The 20,275-nt window shown below is 44.9% G+C and carries 18 protein-coding genes and 2 riboswitches; of the genes, 8 read left to right on the plus strand and 10 right to left on the minus strand.

Translation table 11 applies throughout. The features are described 5' to 3' along the window. Nucleotides 1-41: 41 nt before the first annotated feature. The 3 genes from BN1691_RS00365 to mnmH form a co-directional block, all read right to left on the minus strand. On the minus strand, nt 42-386 hold the full coding sequence (locus tag BN1691_RS00365; RefSeq protein ID WP_048600278.1) for a spore coat protein: 345 nt from the start codon (nt 384-386) through the stop codon (nt 42-44). Between the two features lie 23 nt (nt 387-409). Then, the gene (locus tag BN1691_RS00370; RefSeq protein WP_048600279.1) at nt 410-730 is read right to left on the minus strand and encodes a hypothetical protein; all 321 of its coding nucleotides are present in this window, start codon (nt 728-730) and stop codon (nt 410-412) included. 96 nt (nt 731-826) lie between these two features. Next, a complete protein-coding gene (mnmH, locus tag BN1691_RS00375) occupies nt 827-1,903 on the minus strand; it encodes a tRNA 2-selenouridine(34) synthase MnmH (RefSeq protein WP_048600280.1) in 1,077 nt (358 codons plus the stop codon). A 150-nt stretch (nt 1,904-2,053) separates the two neighbouring features. Then, nucleotides 2,054-2,160: riboswitch (SAM riboswitch) on the plus strand. Between the two features lie 82 nt (nt 2,161-2,242). Further along, nucleotides 2,243-2,350: riboswitch (SAM riboswitch) on the plus strand. A gap of 85 nt (nt 2,351-2,435) precedes the next feature. Here mnmH and BN1691_RS00380 point away from each other — a divergent pair. The 7 genes from BN1691_RS00380 to BN1691_RS00410 all read left to right on the plus strand — a co-directional run bounded on the left by BN1691_RS00380 (nt 2,436) and on the right by BN1691_RS00410 (nt 7,373). Beyond that, entirely contained in the window at nt 2,436-3,467 is a 1,032-nt protein-coding gene (locus BN1691_RS00380) for a methionine ABC transporter ATP-binding protein (protein ID WP_048600281.1), read from the plus strand. Then, on the plus strand, nt 3,457-4,107 hold the full coding sequence (locus BN1691_RS00385) for a methionine ABC transporter permease (RefSeq protein WP_048600282.1): 651 nt from the start codon (nt 3,457-3,459) through the stop codon (nt 4,105-4,107). The genes BN1691_RS00380 and BN1691_RS00385 overlap by 11 nt, the downstream gene beginning before the upstream one ends. A gap of 32 nt (nt 4,108-4,139) precedes the next feature. Next, a complete protein-coding gene (locus BN1691_RS00390; protein ID WP_048600283.1) occupies nt 4,140-4,973 on the plus strand; it encodes a MetQ/NlpA family ABC transporter substrate-binding protein in 834 nt (277 codons plus the stop codon). A gap of 86 nt (nt 4,974-5,059) precedes the next feature. After that, the gene (locus BN1691_RS00395; protein WP_048600284.1) at nt 5,060-5,263 is read left to right on the plus strand and encodes a hypothetical protein; all 204 of its coding nucleotides are present in this window, start codon (nt 5,060-5,062) and stop codon (nt 5,261-5,263) included. A gap of 107 nt (nt 5,264-5,370) precedes the next feature. Further along, complete coding sequence (locus BN1691_RS00400) at nt 5,371-6,084, plus strand: cytochrome c biogenesis CcdA family protein (RefSeq protein WP_048600285.1); 714 nt, start codon at nt 5,371-5,373, stop codon at nt 6,082-6,084. 15 nt (nt 6,085-6,099) lie between these two features. Then, nucleotides 6,100-6,639, plus strand: a complete 540-nt coding sequence (locus BN1691_RS00405) for a TlpA family protein disulfide reductase (RefSeq protein WP_048600286.1) — start codon at nt 6,100-6,102, stop codon at nt 6,637-6,639. Next, nucleotides 6,636-7,373: a hypothetical protein gene (locus BN1691_RS00410; protein ID WP_048600287.1), complete on the plus strand. Its 738-nt coding sequence runs from the start codon at nt 6,636-6,638 to the stop codon at nt 7,371-7,373. The genes BN1691_RS00405 and BN1691_RS00410 overlap by 4 nt, the downstream gene beginning before the upstream one ends. Here BN1691_RS00410 and BN1691_RS00415 read toward each other — a convergent pair. The 4 genes from BN1691_RS00415 to BN1691_RS00430 form a co-directional block, all read right to left on the minus strand. Continuing rightward, a complete protein-coding gene (locus tag BN1691_RS00415; RefSeq protein WP_048600288.1) occupies nt 7,360-7,740 on the minus strand; it encodes a toprim domain-containing protein in 381 nt (126 codons plus the stop codon). The two genes, BN1691_RS00410 and BN1691_RS00415, sit on opposite strands and share 14 nt — an antisense overlap. Nucleotides 7,741-7,772: 32 nt before the next feature. Then, a complete protein-coding gene (locus BN1691_RS00420; protein WP_048600289.1) occupies nt 7,773-9,443 on the minus strand; it encodes a sensor domain-containing diguanylate cyclase in 1,671 nt (556 codons plus the stop codon). Nucleotides 9,444-9,530: 87 nt separating this feature from the next. Next, nucleotides 9,531-10,910, minus strand: coding sequence for an aldehyde dehydrogenase (locus tag BN1691_RS00425; RefSeq protein WP_048600290.1), 1,380 nt, complete (start codon nt 10,908-10,910; stop codon nt 9,531-9,533). Between the two features lie 73 nt (nt 10,911-10,983). Further along, a complete protein-coding gene (locus tag BN1691_RS00430; RefSeq protein ID WP_048600291.1) occupies nt 10,984-12,495 on the minus strand; it encodes a carboxypeptidase M32 in 1,512 nt (503 codons plus the stop codon). A 106-nt stretch (nt 12,496-12,601) separates the two neighbouring features. Between BN1691_RS00430 and BN1691_RS00435 the strand changes: the two genes are divergently transcribed. Beyond that, the gene (locus tag BN1691_RS00435; RefSeq protein ID WP_048600292.1) at nt 12,602-13,540 is read left to right on the plus strand and encodes a DMT family transporter; all 939 of its coding nucleotides are present in this window, start codon (nt 12,602-12,604) and stop codon (nt 13,538-13,540) included. Between the two features lie 22 nt (nt 13,541-13,562). Here BN1691_RS00435 and BN1691_RS00440 read toward each other — a convergent pair whose 3' ends face one another. From BN1691_RS00440 to BN1691_RS00450, 3 genes are read right to left on the minus strand one after another with little or no spacing between them, the layout of a single operon-like run. Continuing rightward, nucleotides 13,563-16,763 (minus strand): efflux RND transporter permease subunit, encoded by a 3,201-nt coding sequence (locus BN1691_RS00440; protein ID WP_048600293.1) that lies wholly within the window; start codon nt 16,761-16,763, stop codon nt 13,563-13,565. A 3-nt stretch (nt 16,764-16,766) separates the two neighbouring features. Continuing rightward, entirely contained in the window at nt 16,767-17,960 is a 1,194-nt protein-coding gene (locus BN1691_RS00445; protein ID WP_048600294.1) for an efflux RND transporter periplasmic adaptor subunit, read from the minus strand. A gap of 22 nt (nt 17,961-17,982) precedes the next feature. Then, on the minus strand, nt 17,983-20,271 hold the full coding sequence (locus BN1691_RS00450; RefSeq protein ID WP_048600295.1) for a hypothetical protein: 2,289 nt from the start codon (nt 20,269-20,271) through the stop codon (nt 17,983-17,985). Between the last annotated feature and the right edge of the window lie 4 nt (nt 20,272-20,275).

Below are 20,275 nucleotides of genomic sequence, written 5' to 3' on the forward strand. Positions count from 1 at the left end.
CTGTTTGCTTCACATCTTTATTTTTTGTACACCACTGTGTATTACTGCATGGGATACGGTAGCTGTGAGGTGTAACCAGAAAATTGCTGGAAAGCCTGGTCCAGCTTCTGCTGATCCTCTGCTTCTAGCTTATACCAGCCCTCTTGGAACATTAAGTTAAATAGATCGCGCTGACACTGATGGGTCTCTACTAAGCAAGTCATAATATCCTGATGCAGTGCTTCATGGCTTGCTTCCCGTGCCATTACATTTAGACTATCTGTTAAATACTTAACTGTAGATAATGCATCATTCACCATATCACGGTCATTCATCTGGGGCCCCTTTACCTGGGGCTCACCAGGTGGCTTGGGATTTGCAATGGTTTTGTTTTGATTTCCAGTCATCCTGATGCCTCCTTATAAAGGGATTATGATTGACGTTGTTGATGTTGCTGTTGATTCTGCTGTTGCATCATAGCTTGGGGAATCTGTCGCATGTTTTGTTGATTATTATTCTGGCAATGACGAAGAAGTAAATTATAATGACGCTGATGCAATTTACCAGCTCGTTCCAGAACCTGTTTTATCTTTGGATTTTGGCATTCCTGCACAAAATGATTGATCTTCTTTACAGCACCTAGCTCCCAGCTCATGGCATCTTTTAAGTAGAGCAGATCCTTGGTGGTGATCACATCAGGTGGTGTCTGCATAATATGTTGGTTCTGCATATGATTCTGTTGCATTGGCATGGTATTCCCTCCTTTTCACAGATTACTGTTAGGGTTTGAACTTCCTCATTTCTTTATACCCACCAGTTCCTGTGTTTTCGAGGAGGATTTATCCTTTCATCGGATCGGCTGAAAATGGGGAAAATGTTGATGAAGGATGGCTTTCACCTCTTGAGTAAAGAATGGAACCATCTCAGCAGTCTCTTCATTGACTTGAATTGAATACACCGTCTCCAGCCCTGCTAAGCGATCACCAAAATCATAACGAGGATCATAGTAATGGAGCATGAGTAATTGAATGGCTTCATTATACTCCTCTGTTTCGATGGATTGATAAATCTCTTGGTAAACCTCACCTGAGAAGCGGGGGGCAATCCGCTTCAGTGCCTTTAAGGAACTTTGTTGGTCAAAGTATGGTGAAGCGATATAATCCTGCTTAATCTGTTGTACCCGTTGAAAAATGGGGGCATCTAGCATGATTTGAATTCCTTTTTGGCGTATATCCATGAAGTGATCAGGTAAGAAACGATCACCAATCCGCTTACTTTCAGCTTCAATTACGATGAAGGGTTGCTTTTGTAACTGCAAAAGCGCTTGGTAAAGTTGATTTTCAAATGCCTTCTGTGATGGTTGCTGTTCCTTAGTTCCTAAATTGCCAAAGATAGAACCCTTATGGTTGGCCAACCCCTCCAGATCGAGGACAGGATATCCCTCAGTTGCTAATTGCTGAAGAATCACCGTCTTGCCTACACCTGTGTGACCATGAAGTACGACAAAACGGCCTTCATATTCCCAAGTTTCTAAGAACTGGTTCACCACTTGACGGTAATGACGGTAGCCCCCTAATAAGCGATGAACGGGAATCCCCATCCAATGTGCGACCTGATAAATGGAGGTGCTGCGCATACCACCGCGCCAGCAATAGAGAATGGTGGGTTGTTTACTGCTCCACTCACGTAGTTGATCCATGATGCTTGGTAGCTTGGGAGCAAGGATCTCTAGCCCACGTTGCTTTGCGACTCGTTCCCCTACCTGCTTATATAGGGTTCCAATCTCTTCACGCTCTTGGTTATTAAAAATGGGAAGATTGACGGCACCTGGAAGATGGTCCTCCTCATATTCGAGGGGGGATCGTAGATCCACCCAACACTTTTCCTGCCAACGTTCTTCAATCTCTTCATAGGTCCACTCCATGTTGTCTCACTCCTAATTGATATGACATTATTCATTATAGGGAAGTGGAGACAGAAATAAAAGGGAGCTAAAAGATAAAAGTGGTTGACATCCTGAATCAAGTATAGTAAATTTATACACAAGTTACTCTAAAAACTGTATGGATTGTACTTCTTATCCAGAGAGGTGGAGGGATCGGCCCTGTGAAACCTCGGCAACAGACTCATCTTTTTGAGAACTGTGCCAATTCCCACAAGCTACGGCTTGGAAGATAAGAAGAGCGGAATGCCTTTTTCCACGGCGTCAACCTCTTCTTATTTGATAAGAAGAGGTTTTTTATTATAACTTCATATGCTTCATTACTTATCCAGAGAGGTGGAGGGACTGGCCCTATGAAGCCTCGGCAGCGGACTCATCTTTTTGAGAACTGTGCCAATTCCAGCAAGCAGTATGCTTGGGAGATAAGAGAGGAAGATGATTCACTCCTTTTCTTGTTTCTCAAGAAAAGGTTTTTTTATGACTAAAAAGCTTTACGAAGAAAAGGAGGAGAAAAATGATTCAATTTCAGAATGTGACCAAGGTGTATGAAAGAAATGGTAGGCCTGTTGCGGCGCTTAATGGAATTAACCTCTCCATTAAGCAAGGTGAAATTTTCGGTGTTATCGGCTTTAGTGGTGCTGGTAAGAGCTCTCTCCTGCGCTGTGTTAATCTCCTAGAAACGCCAACATCCGGTCGGGTCCTAGTACAGGGAAGGGATATTACCACCCTCTCACCTCGTGATCTCAGATTGTTGAAGCGACAGATTGGCATCGTGTTCCAACACTTCAATCTGCTCGATTCGAAAACCGTCTTTACCAATGTGGCCATGCCCTTGATTCTTGCAGGTGAAAAACCTCTGACGATCAAAGAACGGGTGAAGGAGCTCCTTCAATTCGTGGGCTTAGGTGATAAAGGTGATTTTTATCCTGATCAACTCTCTGGGGGTCAAAAACAGCGGGTGGGAATCGCCAGAGCATTAGCAACACAGCCATCCATTCTATTATGCGATGAGGCCACTTCCGCCCTTGATCCTCAGACTACCCAATCCATTCTGCAGCTCCTACTAAGGATTCATCGTGAATATAACATGACGATCCTTTTGATCACCCATGAGATGTCAGTCATTCGCGATGTATGTCAGCGCGTTGCTGTGATCGAGGGAGGAAAGGTAATTGAGACAGGCACCGTATTCGAGCTCTTCTCCCATCCTAAAACAAGGACTGCGAAGAACTTTGTGAGCTCGGTGATTCATGACACCATCCCCTCCACCATCCTGAACCTTATTACGAAGGGAGGTGGTCAACGTTCCATTTATCAGATTCAATTTGTTGGTGAAGCCACGGCACAGCCCATTCTATCCCAAGTGGCCAAGCGCTTTCCCATCGACGTGAATATTCTCCACGGTCATATTACAGAGCTACAAGGGATTCCCTTTGGTAATCTTATTGTAGAGCTGCAGGGACATCCTGGCGATGTAAATCAAGCTTTACTCTTTATTAATCAAACCAATGTTCAAATCAAGGAGGTGAGTTCCGATGCTAGTTAATACGAATGATCTGCTTGAAGCAACACTTGAAACCTTAACCATGGTTGGGCTCTCCTTATTTTTCTCAGCACTCTTAGGAATTCCACTTGGCATTTTACTAGCGCTAACGAGAAAAAGAGGATTATTAGAAAACATTCCCCTCTTCACAGCCTTGAATGGCATCATTAATCTTTTTCGTTCCATTCCTTTCATCATTCTATTGGTTGCCATCATTCCTGTTACACGTTTCATTGTAGGAACCTCCATTGGAACAGCAGCGACCATTGTACCCCTGGTTTTCTATGCAGGACCCTATATTGCACGACTGGTGGAGAATTCTCTCCTTGAAGTAAATGCGGGTGTGATCGAAGCAGCGAAAGCCATGGGCGCCACACCCACTCAAATTGTCCTACGTTTTCTCATTCCTGAAGCATTAGGCTCTCTGATCTTAAACCTAACCATCGCTACCATTGGTCTCGTGGGTGCTTCAGCCATGGCAGGTGCGGTAGGTGGTGGGGGCTTAGGAGATTTGGCCATCACCTATGGATACCAGCGCTATGATACCGTCACCATGTTCATCACGGTAGGTCTATTGATCATTCTTGTGCAAGGAATTCAACTACTAGGAAATCTCCTTGCGAAACAAATGAGTAGACGTTAGCCATACTCAATCAATAAAGGAGGAATCATTCAATGAAAAAACTTACTTTCGTCATTCTCTTACTGTTGCTTATCATTATCACCAGTGCTTGCGCCAATACATCCACTACTGTGAATAGCACAGGTACAAAGGAGATCAAGTTAGGGATCAGCGGCCCAGATCAACGAGTCTGGGATTATGTAGCAGAAAAAGTCAAAAAAGAAGGGATCGATGTAAAAATCATTCGCTTCTCGGACTATGTCCAACCCAATTTGGCACTGGCAGAAGGTGATATTGACGCCAATGCTTTCCAAACCTACTCCTATTTCCAATCATTCACCAGTGAACATCACCTTAGCCTAACACCTTTAGCCACCACGGTGCTAGCACCGATGGGGATCTATTCCGATCATTATCAAAATGTAGCAGATATTCCAGAGGGAGCGGAGATCGCCATCCCCAATGATGTTAGTAATATGAATCGAGCCTTGCTCCTCTTGGAAGAGGCTGGATTAATCAAGCTAAGTCCTAATTTTAATGGCACCGCTGGACTGGAAGGGATTATTGAGAACCCAAAAAACTTGAAAATAACACCCCTGGTTGCAGGACAGACGCCACGGGTTTTGCCTGATGTAGCTGCATCCATCATTAATAATGGGTTCGCCGTAGATGCAGGCTTTAGCCCAACAGAGGATTCCATCTTCCATGAGAGCGCCACAGCCATTCCTTATGTGAATATTATCGCGGTTCGCGCTGGTGATGAAAATCGCGAGGAACTCATCCGCTTCGCCCAGCTTTATCAGGAGGAGGATGTAGCCCAATTAATTCTCGAGGAGTTTTCCGGAAACTTAATCCCTACCTTTATCCCATTAGATCAGCTTCAATAGGGAAGACTTCGTTCCATAATCATCACTGTATTGCTTAGCAAAAATCGGAGAGGATAAGGATAACTCCTATGAAAGAGGTGATAAGGATGGAGCGAGAAGATCGTGACCGTGAGCAGGAACCTCTCCGTGATGATGAGCTATCACAGCTACGCGCTAATGAAATATCCAAGAATATTGGCTATGAAGAGTTCCCAGAAGGACCCTATGGCATGTCCTTGAATACACAACGTCTTGGAAAAACCGATGAAGAGATTCAACGGGATGCCGAAGAAAAATTACCGAAAGAATAATACCCCTACAACAATTGCCCCCGACGCAAGCATCTAGTCTTGTCAAGTTCACCTTTTATGATACACTAGGAGGTATCAAAAATCGTTAAAAGGAGGAATCCTTGCCCATGACTGGTACAGAGATTACCATCTGGATTGCGTTATTTGCGGGGCTTTTATCTTTTATCTCTCCATGTACACTCCCCCTCTATCCATCCTATCTTTCCTATATCACTGGAATCTCTATTCAAGCCATGAAAGAAGAACCCCGGCGTTTTCAGAAGACAGCCATGCTGCATACCCTCTTTTTTCTCCTGGGATTTGCAGTGATCATCTACGCCTTAGGCTTATCCGCCACTGTATTCGGCCATGTTCTTAATACCTATCGTGATCTGATTCGACAGTTGGGAGCCATCTTCATTGTTTTCATGGGACTCTTTATGATGGGTATCATCAAGTTCAACTGGTTGATGCAGGAGAAGCGAATCCACCCGGGTAAGAAGCCAGCAGGTTTCTTCGGATCCTTCCTGATCGGTATCGCCTTCGCCGCTGGTTGGACACCTTGCATTGGTCCCATTTTGGCAATTATCATTACCCTAACCATCAATCAGCCCAGCCTTGGTCTTACATATATGACGCTCTATATTATCGGTTTCGCAGTTCCGTTCTTCTTACTCACTTTCTTTATTAGTAAAATTCATGCCATCATTAAATATTCCAACCTGTTGATGAAGATTGGTGGAGCCATTATGGTGATCATGGGAATCTTGCTCTACTTCAATCAGCTTACACAGATCACCATCTTCTTCACCAAGCTCTTTGGTGGCTGGCAAGGATTTTAAGGAGGAGATTCAATCATGGGGAAACTAAAGCCAATTTTGTTTACATTACTGATTGTGGCCATCGTGGGAATTACCATCTATAACAATCTTAATCAAGAGACGCAACAGGAGACTGATGTAGAGGTTGCACCCCGAATCGGTTTCAAAGCTCCCAATTTTACCCTCACCACCATGGATGGTTCAGAGATCACCTTGTGGGAGATTGAAAAACCTGTCGTCATCAACTTCTGGGGCTCTTGGTGTGAACCCTGTCAAATCGAAGCACCAGAGATACAAGCTGCCTATGAACAGTATCAGGATCGCGTTGAAATTCTTGCTGTGAATACAAGTGATCCTAATCCAGAGCAAGCACAGGAATTTGTGAATATGTTCAACTATACCATGCCTGTTCCCATGGATACAGAGATGGCCGTTTTTAAACAGTATCGTATCAATGGCTTACCTACAACCTTGCTTCTTGATAAGAATGGAGTCATACAGGACCTATGGTTAGGCATCCTTCAAGAAGGGGAATTGACGAAACGGATCGGGAAATTGGCGGAGGAAGGACGATGATCGGCTGGAGCACCCATTGGCAGCTAGGACCTGCTTTAGTGAATGGGCAGCTAGCCACTGTGATCCTGGCCCTCTTTCTCCTCCTTGCTGGAGTGGCAGTGGCTGAGCGCTGGGGACGCTGCCCTCAGGCACTAAAAAAAGAGGGGGTCCCCTGGATCATGGAAGCCCTCCTCATCTTTCTACTCATCTGGAAGTTTAGTCCGTTATTACGTCAGCCTTCACTCATCCTTGATCCAGCAGATTTGCTCTTGCGGCAAGGGTCTGCCTGGGGAAGCTTGGTGGCCAGTCTCGTTACCCTGGGCTATATTGGATGGCGTACCCGTTTCCGTGGAGAGCGCTTTGCTAGCTTTAGTGATGCCCTTGCCCTTTATCTATTATTGCTTCTTTGGCTACAGGCACTCTTCTTTCCTTCCTACGGATATGCCAGTACGCTACCTTGGGCGGTCTCCCTTACGAACCCAGAGTATACCTATCATCCCTTGCATCTCTATACCTTCCTCATGACAACCGGTATCGGGATTGGGATCCTACTCAAGAAGAGAGAAAGGGTAGGTCAATTGGCCATCCCCATTTTCTTCACACTGGGAATTGCCCTCTGGTTAATCGCGTGGCTCCAACCATTTCAGCAGCTTTACTATGGCTTACAGGCGCAGCAATGGTTGGCCATGGCTCTCATCGCTCTCTCCTTCTATCTACGATGGATGATTCATCATAACCTACCTAAGAACGATTAAAACCATGATTTCCTTGAAGGTGCTCAGATCTCACAAGAAAATGCGCATCGGCAAGAATTTTGGCCAAATAGGAGAGGGGCGTACATGCTACCTCTCCATACATTTTTCTGGTATACAAATGCTTGGCATTCGGTAGTTCCCGTTTCAATTGCTGACGTAGCTTATTGCCCGCCTCATCTGCATCGACGAGAATATAGAGCTCTGCTCCCTCAAAGGGCAGGATCTCTTCCTCCAGGCGCTCCATATCATAGCTCCCCTGTGTACAGATGATCTGAACAGGCTCCTGCAGTACTCGTTCTACCTGTTCCTTATCTGTTCTTCCTTCAACAATCAGCACCTTTTCAACTTGGAGCGGACTTTTTTCCACTGTTTATCCGTTTCCTTTCCACTGAAGCTTATTCATGATAATACAGGAGGTGATTTGGCAGCGACCACACGATTTCTACCCTCCTGCTTCGCCTGATAAAGCGCCTCATCTGCCAGTGTCAACAAGTATGTGGCTAGCTCCCCTTCCTGGGGAACTACAGTCGCTACCCCTATGCTGATTGTGACGTGTGAAGCGACACTGGAGGAGGAGTGCTCCAATTGAAGCAGTTCCACTTGATGGCGAAGCTCTTCACCTACCTGCATCGCACCTGCTTCATCCGTATTAGGTAAGAGGATGACAAATTCCTCTCCACCATAACGAGCCACAAAGTCTGTTGTACGTTTCACACTATGCTGAAGTGCATGGGCTACCAAATGAATCGCCTGATCACCTGCGAGATGGCCATAGGTATCATTGTAGTTCTTAAAGAAATCAATATCCACCATGAGTAATGAGAACGGATGTTGCATTCGTGTTGCAAAGTTCCACATCAGCTCATAACGTTCATTAAAATAGCGACGATTAGCCACACAAGTTAGTTCGTCCGTATTGGAGAGCAGCTCTAATTTATTCTCACGTTCCCGTAATAATTGAACGTTATCAGCCACCCTTAAGGACATTTCATTAAAGATGCTGGCGAGATGAACCAACTCCTTCGTACTACGCCGTATTCCCTCTGCTTTAATTTGATAGCCATATTCCCCTGCTTCGATTTTTTTCGTCCCTTCCAGCAAGGATTGAAGGGGTGCTTGAATCTGCTTCGATAAATATAGGACATAGAGAAAGGCTAAAAATAATACGGTGGCAACCACAGAGAGGGTAATCATACGGTAGTGATAATATGGCTCCAAAATTTCATCCCGATCCATCTCTGCAATAATGAGCCAGTTACCATGATTCGTCCAGAGGTAATCACCATATACCTCTCTTCCCCAATCATTATCATAAGAGGGTCCATATTTTTCTCCCTGTTTGGCCTTAATAAAGAGTGGATGCTCCTTCCCAGTTTGGGAAGATAAGAACGAAGAGCTACTACTACCTTCAGCCTCTCTTTTCTCATATGTATACGCTGGTTCTGTAAGAAGGTATCCTTCATTATTCATCAAATAAGTCTGGCCTGTTTCACCTAGTTTAAATGCCTGCATAAGTTCCCGCAAGGCAGAATGGTTCACGAATCCTAATAGCACATTACTAATTTTTCCTTCATGATCCCGTATCGGTGTTGCAATCACAATGGTGTATTTCATGCTTGTACGGGTATAAAAAAGATCACTGATGCAAGTCTCACCATACAAGGCTTGTTGGAAAAATGAGCGCTTCGTTACCTCCCCTTCAATGGGATTACCTGTGCTAAAGATGATCTGTCCCTGGGGATCAGCGATGGCCATACCAAGAAAATCGGGATGTGACTTAGTAAAGGTAGTGAGCACGTCCACAAACTGCTGATTATTTTGAGGTTCATGTAAACTACTTACCAAATATGTGAGGTCATACTCCCGTTCGGTGATCCAGCGATCTATCAGCTGCTTCTGATAGCTAACCACCTGCTCTAAATTAGTTAATGCCTCCTCCGTTCGTTGATGCTTGATCACGATAACCGTAGGAATAAAGCTTAAGAAGGTTGTCAGAAGTAGTAAGAGTGTCACTGCAATAATAAGTCTAGTTTGAAGTGTTGAACGGTTGATCTGAAAGGATCCAAACAATTGAACCTGCACCACCTTGAAAAAAGCAAATAACTCATTAGCATAATGATAGGTCTTTTGAACTATCAAATCAAGGTAGTGTAGTGATTATTTAAATAGTCGACGTAGCCAAGCATATTTCTGCGTTGAATAAGGGGGATACTTTAAGGAAAGATCGAAGCGGTTGGTCTGCTTCAGCACACTACGCCGTTGCGAAAAGGTCAAAAAGGAATAGTATCCATGATAATCCCCCAAACCACTAGATCCAACTCCCCCAAAGGGTAAGTAAGGGGAAGAGAGATGCATCACTGTATCATTGATGGCTACACCACCAGATGGTATATTCTGAAGCATCTTCCTTTCCACAGCTTGATCATTCGTAAAAAGATAGAGAGCCAAGGGTTTGTCCAATCGTTGGAGCTTACCAATCACCTCATCAAGCTGGTCATAGGTAAGTACAGGTAGAATAGGACCGAAAATCTCCTCCTGCATAATTGGAGCTTCCCAACCCACTTCATCCATAATCGTAGGCGCAAGCTTTAGCCCCGCTGGATCCCATGTACCGCCATAACGAATGCGGCCATCCTCGCAGAACGAAAGCAGTCGTTGAAAGTGACGATCATGGATAATCTTCGGATAATCTTCACTCTTGAGCGGTTCTTCGCCATAGAATTCTCTTAATACCTTCCCGATTTCTGCTATTAAGGCTTCCTTTATCCTAGTATCGACTAATAAATAGTCAGGAGCTACACAGGTTTGACCAGCATTCAAAAATTTACCCCATACAATTCGGCGCGCAGCCTTTTGTAGATCAGCATCCTGACAGACAATGCAAGGACTTTTCCCACCTAACTCTAAGGTAACTGGTGTCAGATGATGAGCTGCCGCTTCCATCACAATTTTCCCTACAGGGATACTGCCTGTGAAGAAGAGATAATCAAATGATTCACGGAGAAGAGCTTGTGCCACCTCCACCTCCCCCTCTACCACATGGAGATACTCCGCTGGAAAATGCTGATTGATTAACTCTCCAAGGAGCTGAGATGTATGGGGAGCCAACTCTGAAGGCTTGATGATGGCGCAGTTCCCTGCAGCAATGGCTCCAATTAATGGGGCAAGTGCTAATTGCAATGGATAATTCCAAGGCGCAATAATCAAAGCAACGCCATATGGGTGATGCTCGATTCGACTCCTCGAACCAAACAGCACCAGTGGTGAACGAACATGAGTTGGCTTCATCCATTTCTTCAAATGCTTCAACGTAAAACGTAGTTCCGACATGGTGAACCCATACTCCGTTGCATAAGCTTCAAATGGTGACTTACCAAGATCTGCATGAAGTGCGTGCAGAATTTCCTCTTCATTCTCCAATAGTAAATGAAGTAGTTGCTCTAATTGCGACCGGCGAAATGAATAGGCCTTGGTTTCACCTGATAAAAAAAACTCCCGCTGCTTCTGAACAAGGAGCGGGATATCCAATCGATTCATGTGCTGCCTCCTTCATCAATCTCTAGTTGAGTTGAGATGAGTTGCGTAGACTTGACTCAGGTGATAAAGATTATTAGTTAAATTGATAGACATCTTGATATTTTTTGGTTAAATAGTGGATAAGATACTGACTATTAATCGCTTCCCCTGTAGCTTGGCGAATCAGCTCTGCAGGTGGTAGCATCTTCCCATGACGATGAATATGCTCTGTTAGCCACTGACGAATCTCAGTTAAACGCTGGTCAGCGATTAATTGGTCTAAGCTGCCTAGCTCTTCTTCAAGGCGATGGGCTAACTGTGCAGAATAGATATTTCCAATGGTATAGGTTGGGAAGTAGCCAAAGCTTCCGCCTGACCAGTGAACATCCTGTAAGACACCCTCGCGATCGGTTGTAGGCTCCACGCCTAAATACTCCTTCATTTTTGCACGCCATAGCTCAGGTAGATCCTTTACCTTAAGCTCGCCATTAATCAGGTCCTTCTCCAATTCGTACCGAACCATAATATGGAGATTATATGTCAATTCATCAGCATCGACGCGGATTAAGCTAGGCTGAACACGGTTTAATGCACGGTAGATCTCCTCGGCGTTCACATCGCCTAGCTGCACGGGGAACAGCGATTGGACATGCGGAAAATAGGTCTTCCAAAACATTTGACTGCGACCAATGATATTCTCCCAGAATCGGGACTGCGACTCATGGACCCCCATGGATGTACCACCTGCAAGATTGGTTCCAAGGAGTTCCTCGGCAATATTCTGCTCGTATAAGGCATGACCACCTTCATGAACGGTGCTTCCAATGGCACTGAAGAGATCATTGGGAATATACTTCGTCGTAATCCGTACATCATGACTATTCAAGGTAATGGTAAAGGGATGTAAGCTCTCGTCTAAGCGGCCTGCTACAAAATCATAGCCAATCTCTTGAAGGAGATAGCGACTTAGCTCCTCCTGCTGTGCAATGGGATACTCTCGATGTAGAAAATCATAGCGCGGTTCGGTTCCTTCATTTTGAATACGCTGTAGCAAATGAATGGTAGCCTCACGCAAGGATTTAAAGATCGGGTCCACTTGCTCAACGGTCATGCCCTTTTCATATTGATCTAATAAGGTGTTATAAGGATTGGTCTCATAGCCCCAGTACTGAAGGAACTCCTGATTCATTTCCACAATCTTTTCAAGATAGGGCTGGAATGCTGGGAAATCATCAGCGTGATGAGCCTCTTCCCAGACAGATTCTGCCTTCGACGTTAAGACAACAAAGGCTTGATAGCGATCCTGAGGGATCTTCTTGCTCCGATCATATTCCTCCTTCGCCACCTCTACCATCCGTTGGGTACGGCGATCCAGTGTTGCAAAACGGTCCTCCTGAAGGAGATCGTTCAGATAGCCTTTCATCTTATCAGAGGTGGCCATTTGAAAGGCAACAGTAGACAGTGTTCCAATCACTTCAGAGCGTTGATCCACACCCTTCTTCGGCGCACCTGTGCGTAAATCCCAATACATCGTACTAACTGCTTCATTGTAATGGTTGATTTCCTTGACATATTGCAAAAAATCCTCTACCTTCTGATCATGCATCTATTCATCATCCTTCCAGATCTACTCTTATCACTTTTTATTCTAATTCGATTCTTAGCATGCAATTTCCTTTTTCTTAACAACGAGTCTTGACGGAGGTATTCAATTGAAAGAGAAAATCAATCTGAAAAATCCATGGATCGCATCAGCATTGGCTATATTTGCCTGTTTACTTTGGGGTAGTGCCTTTCCCTTTATTAAAATTGGCTATGCACAGCTAGAGATTACGAAGGATGAGCCCTTTGAGCAGCTCCTCTTTGCAGGCTATCGCTTCTTCCTCGCCTCTCTCATCATCCTCATATTGATGATCATGATTAAAGGGAAGTGGCAATATCAGCCAGGGGTGTGGCGCCCGATCCTATTTGTTGGACTCTTCCAAACATCCATTCAATATATCCTATTCTACATCGGTTTAAGCATGAGCACAGGTATCCAAGGTTCTATTATCGCTGGTACCTCCACCTTTTTTTCTGTCCTCTTTGCTCATTTTGCTTTTCGGAACGATCGTCTTACAGGAAACAAGCTAGCAGGCCTCTTGATTGGCTTCTTTGGCGTTATCATGGTGAACCTCTCTAAGGATGCGGGGACCTTCCAATGGGGCTGGGGCGAATGGCTCCTTCTTTTCTCTTCCATGGCTGGCTCTTGGGGAGGCATCTTAGTCAAAAAATATACCCGAACAATCGACCCCCTATATCTTAGTGGATTTCAAATGCTCTTGGGCTCCCTCGCTTTACTCGTCTTAGGTAGCATGAAGGTGGGATTAATGCCATTTACCTTTACAACTGCTAGTCTCGCAACGCTACTTTACCTTTCGCTACTCTCTGCCCTCGGTTTTGCCATTTGGAATACACTCTTGAAATATCATGCCGTCAGCAAAATATCCATGTTTAAATTCTTTGTTCCAGTCTTTGGTGTTTTTCTATCTCATCTCATCCTTCAGGAACCCCTCAGCTGGTCTAGCTTAATCGCTCTACTCTTTGTGGTCAGTGGTATACTACTCGTTCAAAAAAGCAAAGTAAAAAAAAGCCTTGTTACCCAGTCATAGCGTCTGGGTACAAGGCTTTTCCTTATTTCGAAATATCCTCTGACTTCAACTGCTTCTTCTGATGTTTCAATTCCTTGCGTGCTCGACGTTCTTCCTTCTTAAGACGACGTAATTCCTTTAATTGCCCGCGTCCATCTTTACTGAAAAACAGGAGCATGCGTTTCTCTGCATCATCAAAGATGGAGTAGATAACGGGCACGAATACCAGAGTAACCAGTGTTGAGAAGGTCAGTCCAAAGACCACGACTGTAGCGAGAGGAGCTTGAATCTCTGCCCCTTCACCAATACCAATGGCCAAGGGAAGCATCCCCAAGACAGTGGTTAAGGTGGTCATCAGAATTGGCCGTAGACGACTGGGACCAGCCTCTTTAATAGCAGCATCACGTTCCATGCCACGGGAACGTAAAATATTGATATAGTCCACCAATACGATGGCATTGTTTACTACAATCCCAGCGAGAATGATTAATCCGATAAATGCCACAACGCTTAAGGCACGACCGGTAACCGCTAAGCCAAGGAAAACACCGACGATGGTAGCTGGCAGGGAGAACATGATAATAAATGGTGAGAGTAATGATTCAAATTGAACCGCCATGACAATATAGACCAAAAGAATGGAGAGCAGTAATGCCAAGGCCAGCTGACCAAAGGCATCTGTCATCTCTTGAACCTCTCCACCTGTACTAATATAGTAGCCACTAGGTAAGGAGAAGTTTTCAAGCCGTTTTTGGATGTCCTGGTTGACACTACCTAGGTCGCGCCCAGTAATATCACTCACAACCTCTACAGTCCGTAACTTATCATCATGGTTGATACTATTCGGACCCAGTGTTTCTTTAACCTCTGCAACACTGCTTAAGGGAATAAAGGATCCTGTAGGTGTAGGTATCAAGAGATTTCCAACATTTTTCATCTCATGACGATAGGACTCAGGATAGGAGATACGAACATCCAATTCTTGCCCATCCACCTTAATTCTCGTGCCGATCTGACCACCGAAGGCTGCTTTCACTGTTGAACTGATGGACCCATAGCTCAAGCCATACTGAGCAGCAACAGCACGATTGACGATAACCTCCAGCTGTGGGAAGCCTGCTTCCAAAGAATGCTTCACATTACGGGTACCCTCCACTTGCGCCACTTCAGCCTTTAACTGATTAGCCAAATCCTCTAACACCATGAGATCATTACCTTTTAGCATGATCGCAATGGGAGAGGTTCCACCAAAGCCACCACTTTCAAGATCGACGACGCTCATTTTAACACCGGGTAGCTCTTGCTCAAATTGTCGGATCTCTTCGATGACGGTCATCGTGGTTTTTTTTCGCTCACTCGGTGGTACTAGCTTCACATAGAGGGAACCTTGGCTAGAGCTGGTTGATGATATACCAAAGTCATTGCCCCCACCCACAGAGGTGGCGATGAGAGCTACCTCAGGCATTTGCAGAAGCTTCTCTTCCACCTGTGATATGGTTTCATTGGTAACTCCCAATTGTGTACCATTAGGCAAGGTGAGACTTACCTGTATTTCTCCTTGATCGGCAGAGGGAATAAATTCTGTCCCAATAAAAGGAACTAGGAAAAATGATGCGATAATCATCGCAATAGTAAAAAGTACAACACGCTTGCGATGGATTAACGCCCAATCCAGTAGACTACGATACTTCAGTCCTATTCCATCCATCTTCACATTAAACCAGATCAGGATTCGATTATACCAACGATCCTTCTTCTCTTCTTTAATATCCGTTCCTGTGACAAGGCGTGCAGCGATTGCTGGTACTAGGGTTAAGGCTGCAAACAAGGATGCTAGCAGTGAAAAGGTAACGGTTAAAGCCAAGGGTGTAAAGATCACAGAAGCTAATCCTTGGACAAACACAATCGGGATAAAAACGGCAATGGTGGTTAAAGCGGAGGCGATGACCGCTGAAGCCACTTCACTAGCACCAGCAGTAGCCGCTTCGATTTTGCTTGCTCCCCGTTCGCGGTACTTAAAGATATTCTCTAAGATTACAATCGAGCTATCCACCATCATCCCAATTCCTAGGGCGAGCCCACCTAACGTTAGCAGGTTCAGCGTCTGACCAAAGAAGTAGACCATGGCAAATGTGGCAATCACCGAGATAGGCATAGAGATACCAATAACCAGTGTTGGACCCAAACGCTTTAGGAATAGCAAGAGGATCAACATGGAGATGGCACCACCGGCGATGATATTACTCTTCACAGAATCGATGGATTGTCGAATAAAGATAGACATGTCGTTGATAATTTCTAGTTTCACGCCTTGGGGAAGACGCTTTTCAATTTGACTCATTGCCTTCAAGACATTATCGGAAGTACTCACGGTATTGGCATCTGATTCCTTAGTAACGGAGATGATTAAACTACCATCCCCATTGAGGCGCGCCAAGCTCGTCGCTTTCTTAGGTACCTGCTGAATCGTTGCAATCTCTGATAATTTCAGGGTTCCCCCATTATTCAAGGCAAGATAGAGATTACGGATCTGTTCAACATTGGTGATACTACCATCAAGACGGATCTGCAGATTGCGCTCCCCTTTATCTAATGTACCAGCCGATACCTGAATGTTCTCACTGGCGATGGCTTGGGCGATCTGATTTAGTGAGAGCTGATACTGAAGGAGACGATCCGGATTCACCTCGACAAGAATCTCATCGGTCTCTTGACCTTCGAGCCCTACACTAGCCACGCCTTCCGCCCGTTCTAGCTCAGGCTTCACAATATCATCAGCAATGGTGCTTAATTGTTGGAGATTCATATCCCCTGTTAACCCAAGTTGGATAATAGGCATGGCATTGGGATCAAATTTTAATACCTTTGGTTTCTCTGCATCTTCTGGTAAAAAGTCTCGTACTTGATCCAGCTTTTCACGGATATCAAGCATTTTTTGGTCCATATCGCTGCCCCAATCAAACTCTGGGATGACGAGGGAGGTCCCGGTGCTAGTGGATGAACGTATTCGTTTTAATCCTTGCAAGGTCCCTAGTACATCCTCGATGGGATTGGTGACTAGCTTCTCTACTTCCTGTGGTGCAACACCTGGATAGCTGGTAACAATAACAGCAATTGGTGGATTAATCTCTGGAAAAAGGTCAACCACAAGATTGGTGAAGGAGACAAAACCTAAAATGATGATAGCAAATACGAGCATGGTGACGCCCACTGGGCGTCGAACCGAAACATCAATCAGCTTCATCGATTATTCTCCTTCCTTGATCTGGAACCGTACAAGTGCTTGATCTTCTAGCTCATATTGCCCGCGGAAAACCACAAGTTCGCCTGCTTTCACTCCAGACTTCACCACAGTTTTGAGGGTGGAGGAATCAATCACCTCTACTTCACGTAATGAAGCACGATTCTCTTGAACCACGTAAACCAGCTTCTTGCCATCCTCTTCCTTCAAGGCTTCGGTTGGAATGACTACTCCTTTTAATTCCTGAGGATCCTCTAGTGCGATTTCCGCCATCATCCCCGGCTTGATCAGATCTTCTTCATTGGTAATGGCAATCTTTACTGTAAAGGTACGGGTTTGAGGATTGGTTGCTGATGTGACCAAGAGCACCTTCCCTTCCACTTCCTTCCCTAAGCTACCGATGGCTACAGTAAGATTCTGCCCTTCCTTCACCATACTAAGCTGAGCTTCTGTAATGGAGAAGGTTACATCTAGTTCCTTCGAATCAACAATTCGACCAAATCCTAGCTGTGGAGAGACCATGTCGCCGATGCTAGGAGTAAGACTGACGATTCGTCCAGAAACCGGTGCCTTAATCATGGTATTCCCAAGATCCCGCTGAGCTAGCTCATAGGATGTTTGGGCTTGACGAACCTGAGCTGCGCCTGCTTCATTGGCTGCATGTAAACTCTTCTCTGCATCCTGTAAGCTTAAAGCTGCTAGCTCCGCTTGATCCCGAGCTTGCTTGATATTCTCTTCTGTAACATTTTCCCCTTGGTCATAACGATTCTGTAATTCTGCTAGTGCTTCACTAGCCTTTTGATATTGCTGGCGAGCCTGCTCAACACCAGTTTGGGCACGGGCAATATTGGATTGGGTATTTTCTCGGGCACTGAGTAAGCCTGCACTTGCTTGATCTATTTGATGTTGATAAATTTCTTGATCTAGGCGAGCAAGGGGGGTACCCTCTTCTACCCAGTCACCTTCTTTAACTAAGATCTCCTTCAATCGCCCAGTCACTTCAGGAATAATCGTTACATCGGTACGAGCTTCAATGGTACCGATCAATTTATTCTCTCCTCCAAGTGAGCCTTCCACTGCTTTGGCCACCATTACAGGAATTGCTGTCTCTTCTTCTTCCGTATCTGCCTTATCACTACAGCCACTGACTATAGTAATTAGAAGAAGGCATAATATGATTATTTGCAGACGCTTTGCCATCGGCGTTGCTCCTCTCTATTTATCAATACAGATTGTACTCTTTCCACAAAATACGAGCGTCACCTACACGTTCATATAGTTTGACTGAAATGGGAATCAGGACACCTCGATCATCATAGGTAAAGGTGAAGACATTCTTTCCGTTCTTGACACTGTTCATGCCATTGCCCCCTACGGGCATGATCTGGTTACCGAGGATGGTACCATTCCGATCCACTAATTCCACCTCAAGCTGGACGCTCATATCATCGCGTGTCATTGGAACATTTTTCTTCTCGAAGGTGAGGTGCAAAGTGCGTATGCTTTGACCCTTTGTGGGATCCTCTACAGTTGTACTGGATTTATACTTTAGATCCAAAGAATATGGGTAGAAGAGTCCAACATTGGGTGCTTTGCCTTCAGCCACAACGAACTTGGCTTGCTGATCAACTAAACTGGTCTCACCAATGGGTGTTCCAATCTTCAGCCATTGAATCGGTGAGTAATCCTTAGGAACCAAGAAGGAGAAGGTGATGACCTGCTTCTGGTTGGGATAAATCTGACTTGGAGTGGCTGTTGGAAGAGTTGCAGCACCTGATATTCCATTAAATTGCGTACCATCACTGGTCTCAAACTGACTGGCAAACTGTGGGATCCGTACATTCCCTTTGGCTTTATTATTCAATTCTAATTTGGCGATCCACCCATCCATGCCCTCTACATCTGATTCGCCCTTCTGCAAGGACATGAGCGCAACTTCTACGCTTGAGGGCAGAAGGCTAAAATGATCAAGACGGATCGGCGTACCAAATGGATAGGTTTTACCTGCATTTTTATTCTCTTTCGTCGATTCTGTAGCTAAAGCTGTAGTCGTTGCAGTTAAGCCACTGCCTGTTAGACTAACAAAGATTAGTTCATCATTCTGAGGTAGGCTTTGATTCTTCGCTTGATAGATCAGAAGATAATCAGGTTGCCCATCTTGATAGAGTTCCTCATTGGGTGCAATCGCAAAATAGAGATAGCCTGAGTCCTTTGGTGTAAGGGATGTCTTCGATGGTGGCAGTGTCTGACCATCTAAAGCATTTGCGTTATAGTAGAGACGCATCCCTAGCTGTGGCATCACTTGATTCTGAATTCCTTCATTGGTCACCTTCATTTTCAGAACCAGCTGTGGGAATCCATTATTATACTGTGTTTCAAAACTAACCGGCTGAAAGCGAAGGGTCTTAGAGATGGTTGGAAGCTGAAATGCTTCACCCCAGCTAGTAGCTGTCAAAACATGATGATCCAGAGCAAACTGCTTCCAATTGATCTCCCCATGAGAAGTGATCAGCGTACCAGGAATTGGAATAGCTACCCAAGGATGCTGAAAGGGAACGGGCGTGTTAGGTGCACGATCCACAACAGTTAGCTGATGTTCATTACTTAAGTTTAAGGACTCGATATCTCCCTGGAAGAAGAGGGTCTTCTGCTCAAATCCGCTAAAATGAAGGGGTTGCCCTCCTTGTTCTTGATCAGAGAGAAGTAGCGAGTGGTTGGAACCAGATTCCCAACGTAGTGCAGGTAACTGCAATGTGGTTTCTGCTCCATGCTTATTGGTTAAGTCCACCTTTACATGCAGCTTTGGTTGATTATTGCTTGACTCCACCCAAATGCTTTTTACCTGCCACTCGAGCTGTTGATTAACCGTTGCTAGGATAAAAGGTTCAGCCAGCTTCTCTTGCTTAGGAGCTAGGACTTGCTGATATGTATGAGTTGTTGAACCAATCGAATAGATGGAATAAGGTACTTCTTTTTTGGGATAGACCTTGAGGTCCTCATGATAAACCAAAATATAAGCACCATTCATTTGGGCTTGATCAGCAATAACACCAGAGAAATGAAAATATTTCTCCTCTCCTGGGAGTAAGCCTGCATCCATGGTTGGTTCTGTTAATGGCATACGATATCGCACGCCTTGTTTTGTGATAAAATCTAGCGCAATGGTTTTGATACGCTGCGTATGTCCTGTAGAATTCTTCACATGAATTCGTGCAGTAATATAAGATTTACCATTCCATTCTTTCCGTTCAATTTCTCCCAGTCGATATTGCAGGCCTGTACCTGGTACAATGAGCTGAGAAGTCCCTGTTTTGAGCAATGGAATGCCATTGCTCACCCAATTCTGTACATTGGCAGGAAGAACCACCTGTGGTGTTGTTACTCCCTGCTTTACTTCCACTTGTTTACTCTGTCCTGTATTCGTTGCTTCCGCCATCGCTAAGATCGGCGATGTTGTGGCAATCATTGCACTTGAAAGCAGAATAACCGTTAATCGTTTTCCCCATGCCATACAC

Origin of the sequence: Rubeoparvulum massiliense, from assembly GCF_001049895.1 — a bacterium.
GTDB classification, from domain to species: domain Bacteria; phylum Bacillota; class Bacilli; order Rubeoparvulales; family Rubeoparvulaceae; genus Rubeoparvulum; species Rubeoparvulum massiliense.

Coding starts and splice junctions, on each gene's coding strand:
- BN1691_RS00370 (WP_048600279.1), bottom strand. CDS start 730: ATGCCAATGCAACAGAATCATATGCAGAACCAACATATTATGCAGACA.
- BN1691_RS00425 (WP_048600290.1), bottom strand. CDS start 10,910: ATGAATCGATTGGATATCCCGCTCCTTGTTCAGAAGCAGCGGGAGTTT.
- BN1691_RS00410 (WP_048600287.1), top strand. CDS start 6,636: ATGATCGGCTGGAGCACCCATTGGCAGCTAGGACCTGCTTTAGTGAAT.
- BN1691_RS00445 (WP_048600294.1), bottom strand. CDS start 17,960: ATGGCAAAGCGTCTGCAAATAATCATATTATGCCTTCTTCTAATTACT.
- BN1691_RS00390 (WP_048600283.1), top strand. CDS start 4,140: ATGAAAAAACTTACTTTCGTCATTCTCTTACTGTTGCTTATCATTATC.
- BN1691_RS00365 (WP_048600278.1), bottom strand. CDS start 386: ATGACTGGAAATCAAAACAAAACCATTGCAAATCCCAAGCCACCTGGT.
- BN1691_RS00440 (WP_048600293.1), bottom strand. CDS start 16,763: ATGAAGCTGATTGATGTTTCGGTTCGACGCCCAGTGGGCGTCACCATG.
- BN1691_RS00405 (WP_048600286.1), top strand. CDS start 6,100: ATGGGGAAACTAAAGCCAATTTTGTTTACATTACTGATTGTGGCCATC.
- BN1691_RS00395 (WP_048600284.1), top strand. CDS start 5,060: ATGGAGCGAGAAGATCGTGACCGTGAGCAGGAACCTCTCCGTGATGAT.
- BN1691_RS00380 (WP_048600281.1), top strand. CDS start 2,436: ATGATTCAATTTCAGAATGTGACCAAGGTGTATGAAAGAAATGGTAGG.
- BN1691_RS00400 (WP_048600285.1), top strand. CDS start 5,371: ATGACTGGTACAGAGATTACCATCTGGATTGCGTTATTTGCGGGGCTT.
- BN1691_RS00430 (WP_048600291.1), bottom strand. CDS start 12,495: ATGCATGATCAGAAGGTAGAGGATTTTTTGCAATATGTCAAGGAAATC.
- mnmH (WP_048600280.1), bottom strand. CDS start 1,903: ATGGAGTGGACCTATGAAGAGATTGAAGAACGTTGGCAGGAAAAGTGT.
- BN1691_RS00385 (WP_048600282.1), top strand. CDS start 3,457: ATGCTAGTTAATACGAATGATCTGCTTGAAGCAACACTTGAAACCTTA.
- BN1691_RS00450 (WP_048600295.1), bottom strand. CDS start 20,271: ATGGCATGGGGAAAACGATTAACGGTTATTCTGCTTTCAAGTGCAATG.